General features: G+C 55.4%; 5 protein-coding genes. 3 read left to right on the top strand and 2 right to left on the bottom strand.

Annotated elements, in window-relative coordinates; genetic code table 11:
- Window positions 1-1094 (top strand): IS4 family transposase (locus BVH06_RS21300; protein WP_083652148.1); only part of this gene is annotated, 1094 nt, incomplete at its 5' end.
- Window positions 1095-1140: 46 nt separating this feature from the next.
- Here the strand turns inward: BVH06_RS21300 and BVH06_RS21295 are convergent.
- The gene (locus BVH06_RS21295) at window positions 1141-1347 is read right to left on the bottom strand and encodes a SlyX family protein (RefSeq protein WP_075935396.1); all 207 of its coding nucleotides are present in this window, start codon (window positions 1345-1347) and stop codon (window positions 1141-1143) included.
- Window positions 1348-1773 carry an HIT domain-containing protein gene (locus BVH06_RS21290; RefSeq protein WP_075935395.1) on the bottom strand — a complete coding sequence of 142 codons (426 nt, stop codon included), beginning with the start codon at window positions 1771-1773 and terminating at the stop codon, window positions 1348-1350. It abuts the gene before it with no gap.
- Between the two features lie 653 nt (window positions 1774-2426).
- On the opposite strand from BVH06_RS21290, the gene BVH06_RS21285 reads away from it, so the two are divergent.
- Entirely contained in the window at window positions 2427-3704 is a 1278-nt protein-coding gene (locus BVH06_RS21285; protein ID WP_075935394.1) for an OprD family porin, read from the top strand.
- Window positions 3705-3847: 143 nt separating this feature from the next.
- Window positions 3848-3987, top strand: a 140-nt coding sequence (locus BVH06_RS21280; RefSeq protein WP_177345403.1) for a transposase domain-containing protein, incomplete at its 3' end; no start/stop codon positions are given.

The following is a 3987-nucleotide window of genomic DNA, read 5'->3' as shown; positions in this document are numbered from 1 at the left end:
AAGGCCTGGCTTCCGATCAGTTGCTGGCGCGCAGCGGCGTGACCGAGGCGCGCAAGCGACTAGGTGCAGACCCGGTCGAATCCTTGTTCCGACAGACCGGCAAGCAATGGGGCCGTGAGCGCTACGAAGGCGATGATTGGAACGGTTTACAAGTGTTCGCGGTAGATGGCGCATTGCTGCGAACGCCCGATTCTCCTGAGCTGAGGGAGCATTTTGGCTCTGGTAATACGGGCACCGAGCGCCAGACACCCTTTCCGATGCTGCGCCTCGTAGCCTTGATGAATGTGCGCTCACACGTGATCCTCGATGCGCAGCTCAGCCCTTATCGGGGCAGCGAGATGCGCTTGGCCGAAACCTTCCTGGGCCAGATTCCGGACAATTCGATCACATTGTTCGACAAAGGCTTTTGGGGAGCTGATTTGCTGCTGAGTGTTGCCGATGGGGTAAACAATCGGCACTGGCTCACGCCAGCTCGCAAGAACCTGGTGATGGAGGAAGTCGAGCGCTATGGCGAGCATGATCGCCTCGTACGGATGAAAGTCTCGCCTCAGGCTCGCAAACGAAACCCGGCTCTCCCCACACACTGGGAAGTGCGCGAGGTCAGCTATCAAAGCCAGGGGCGTATCAGATCGCTGCTCACGTCGCTGCCGGTCGAGGACTACAGCGCAGAAGCGGTCGCCGAACTCTATCTGGAACGCTGGGAAATCGAGCTGGGCTTCCGGGATATCAAAAGCTCAATGCAGCAGAATGCGGTAACGCTGCGCAGCAAGAAGGTCGACCTTATTTATCAAGAGGTCTGGGGACTTTTACTGGCTTACAACATCATCCGTCGAGAGGCCAGCCACGCCGCAATAGCCTTTGGCCGAACGCCTTCAGACATACGCTTCAAACCTGCCTGCCAGTACATTGCGGTACAACTGATCGTCATGGCAGCTGCTAATCCGGTATCGGCGACAGGCAGAAGGTTGGCTGAGCTGCGGGGAGGTATCGGAGGAATGTTTCTGGATCACCGTCCAAGGCCGGGAAGACCCAGGACGGTGAAGATTTCCAAAACCCGATATCCAGTGGATCGTAAGGCTGCTCCGCTTAAGTGAACAGCATTACCGCGATGCGGGGCTTTTTCATTCAAGCAGGCCGCTATCAATAATGGGGGGGCGGCGCTTCGTCCTGCGACGAGCTGTACGGACTCACCTCTTCCTGACGCTTGGCCAACGCCTGCACCTGCACCTGCAGGCGCTCGATCAATTTCTGCTGCTCCACCAGTGCATCATTGAGTGCCTGAATGGTGTCGTCCTGAAAAGCCTGACGACTTTCCAGCTCGACGATACGCTCCTCAATCCCGCTCATTCAGACCTCACCCGCCCGGTAATGCCCCGGCATGACCGATCGTAATCTGTCACGCAGAGCGACCACCTGTTGCTGCTCATAAGGCTTGGCCGGGTGACGCCCCCAAACAGGGGCGGGCCAGGCATCATCACCGCGATAACGGACGATCACGTGCACATGCAACTGACTGACCACGTTACCCAAGGTGGCGATATTGATCTTGTCGGCTTTGAACGCATCCTTGAGCACCTCGCCCAACAACGCAGCCTCCGCCCACAGCGCCTGCTGATCCTCGGCATTCAGCTGGAACACTTCGCTGACATCCTCGCGTCGCGGCACGAGGATGAACCAGGGGTAACGGGCATCGTTACTAAGTAGTACGCGGCTCAACGGCAGGTCGCCCAGCACGAAGGTGTCTTGTTGCAGGCGCGAATCCATTACGAACATTTGCTCACCTCATTCAAGGGGCCACCCATCTGATCAGCAACCCATAGGCGCGGCAGGATACCCGGCAAGGCCTTGAAAATTAACCCCAAACATGACGCACCAAAAAGAGGCAATGGCAACGCCGATGGGTTTTACGGCGCACCATATTGTTTCCCAAAGTAAACATCCGACCACCCACGAAAACACCAATTAAAACTCATTATCAACAAATCACCGATATAGATAGCGACCTACTAAGAAGCTCACTAACAAGATCGTGGAAAAACTGATGTTTAAGTCGATAATCTGTATTACCCAACAAAAACACACACATGAAACCTAGTAAATCGGCACCTCCGATCATTTTGAGCACGGCTTTTGCTTAGAAGCCCGCAACGCTCCCGAATGGGGCCTCGCGGTAACGCTTCAGGCCCTGTAATAGAGCTGTAAATCGTTGGATGGTACTAAACACGTAGGGCTTAGCTGATTGCGACGCATCTTTCGCGCTTAACGACAAGGATGCTGGCTGCAACGAAATGGATAGATCGAAACTATCGCCAATACAAAGTGCCGTGCTATAAGTTCCATCCGACACAAAAAGAAATAGAGCTGCTCGCCATAACAACCTTACTGAGCAGCGGAAGTACTCTTCTAAACCAAAGGAGCAAATCACGATGCGAGTGATGAAGTGGAGCGTAATCGCCCTGGCTGTGGCCGCGGGTACCTCTCAGATGGCAGTGGCTTCGGAGCAGTCCGAGTCGAAGGGTTTCGTTGAAGACAGCACCCTGTCGCTCCTGGCGCGCAGCATGTACTACAACCGTGATGCCCGTAATGGTGCTTCTCGCGGCGCCAAAGAAAACGGCTACTCCGAGGAATGGGGCGCCAGCGCCCGTGCGCTGTTCGAATCCGGTTTTACCCAAGGCACCGTTGGTTTCGGCGTCAACGCTTATGCCGGCGCCCTGTGGCAACTGGACACTGGCGGCGGCCGTCGCGGTGTTGGCATGTTCCCGGAGAACGAAGGCAAAGATCTGACCATCGCTAACGCCGCCGTCAAAGCGCGCTTCTCCAGCACTACACTGACCTACGGCTCGCAGCTGCCTGCCCTTCCGGTTCTGGCCTACGATGATGGCCGCCTGCTGCCGGAAACTTTCGAAGGCACCATGATCACCAGCAAGGAGATCGAAGGCCTCGAACTGAATGCTGGTCGTTTCACCGCATTCAACTCCATGCGTCAATCAGGCCGTGATAGCGGCGGTAGCCCCGAAGGCTCACTGAAGTCCATTGACGTAATTGGTGGTTCTTACGCTTTCAACGAAGATCTCAGCGCTGCGCTTTACTACAGCGACCTCGAAGATCAGTACAAGCGTAAATACGCCAACCTGAACTACAACCTGCCGCTGACCGAAGAACAAGCGCTGGGCTTTGATTTCAACATCTACAAGAGCGATTACAACCGTCAAGTCGGCGGTGGCGACAACACCATTTGGAGCCTGGCAGCCAAGTACAGCGTTGGCGCCCATGCCTTCATCCTGGCCCACCAACGCAACACTGGCAGCCAAGGTTTCAACTACGGTAACGGTGATGGTGGCGGCGCAATCTTCGTAGCCAACAGCTTCCTGTCCGACTTCAACCTCGAAGACGAGCGCTCCTGGCAAGCCAGCTACGAGCTGGATTTCGCCACTTTCGGCGTTCCGGGTCTGAGCTTCAAAACTGCGTACATTTGGGCTGACAACATCACCTCTCGCGAAGACGGCGTGATTACCAACACCAATGGCAAAGAACACGAATTCTTCAACCAGGTGAAATACACTGTCCAGAGCGGTGCAGCTAAGGATCTGTCCTTCCGCCTGCGCGCTTCCGTACTGCGTGCCAACTCTGCGGTTAGCGATGTCAACATCGACGACACCAACGAAGTCCGCTTCTACGTGAACTACCCGCTCAGCGTTCTGTAATCTCGCGCAAGCCTGATAGCAGTTCAGAAACCCGGCTTCGGCCGTAATGCTGTTCACTTAAGCATTTGAGTCCAAGCCGGGGTTTCTAGAAAATCCGATACCAGCCTCCTGGTATCGGATTTTTTATGCCCATTTAGCAGCAACTGCTCGACCTCGGCGATCTCTTCAACTTCTCCGACCTCAGCACTTTCACACAGAATATCCCTGTTGAATGGGTCGCCAGTGCGCTCAATCTCTCCGCTCAAGCCACTATTCGGCGCAGGCGTCTGCCGAGTGATCAGGT

Source organism: Pseudomonas sp. PA27(2017), from assembly GCF_001945445.1.
In the GTDB taxonomy this organism is placed as follows: Bacteria; Pseudomonadota; Gammaproteobacteria; order Pseudomonadales; family Pseudomonadaceae; genus Aquipseudomonas.
The sequence above is the reverse complement of the archived record's forward strand: the minus strand, read 5'-3'. Positions and strand labels throughout refer to the sequence as shown.

Excerpts from the sequence above, each read along its gene's own strand:
- BVH06_RS21285 (WP_075935394.1), top strand. The coding sequence starts at position 2,427 with ATGCGAGTGATGAAGTGGAGCGTAATCGCCCTGGCTGTGGCCGCGGGT.
- BVH06_RS21290 (WP_075935395.1), bottom strand. The coding sequence starts at position 1,773 with ATGTTCGTAATGGATTCGCGCCTGCAACAAGACACCTTCGTGCTGGGC.
- BVH06_RS21295 (WP_075935396.1), bottom strand. The coding sequence starts at position 1,347 with ATGAGCGGGATTGAGGAGCGTATCGTCGAGCTGGAAAGTCGTCAGGCT.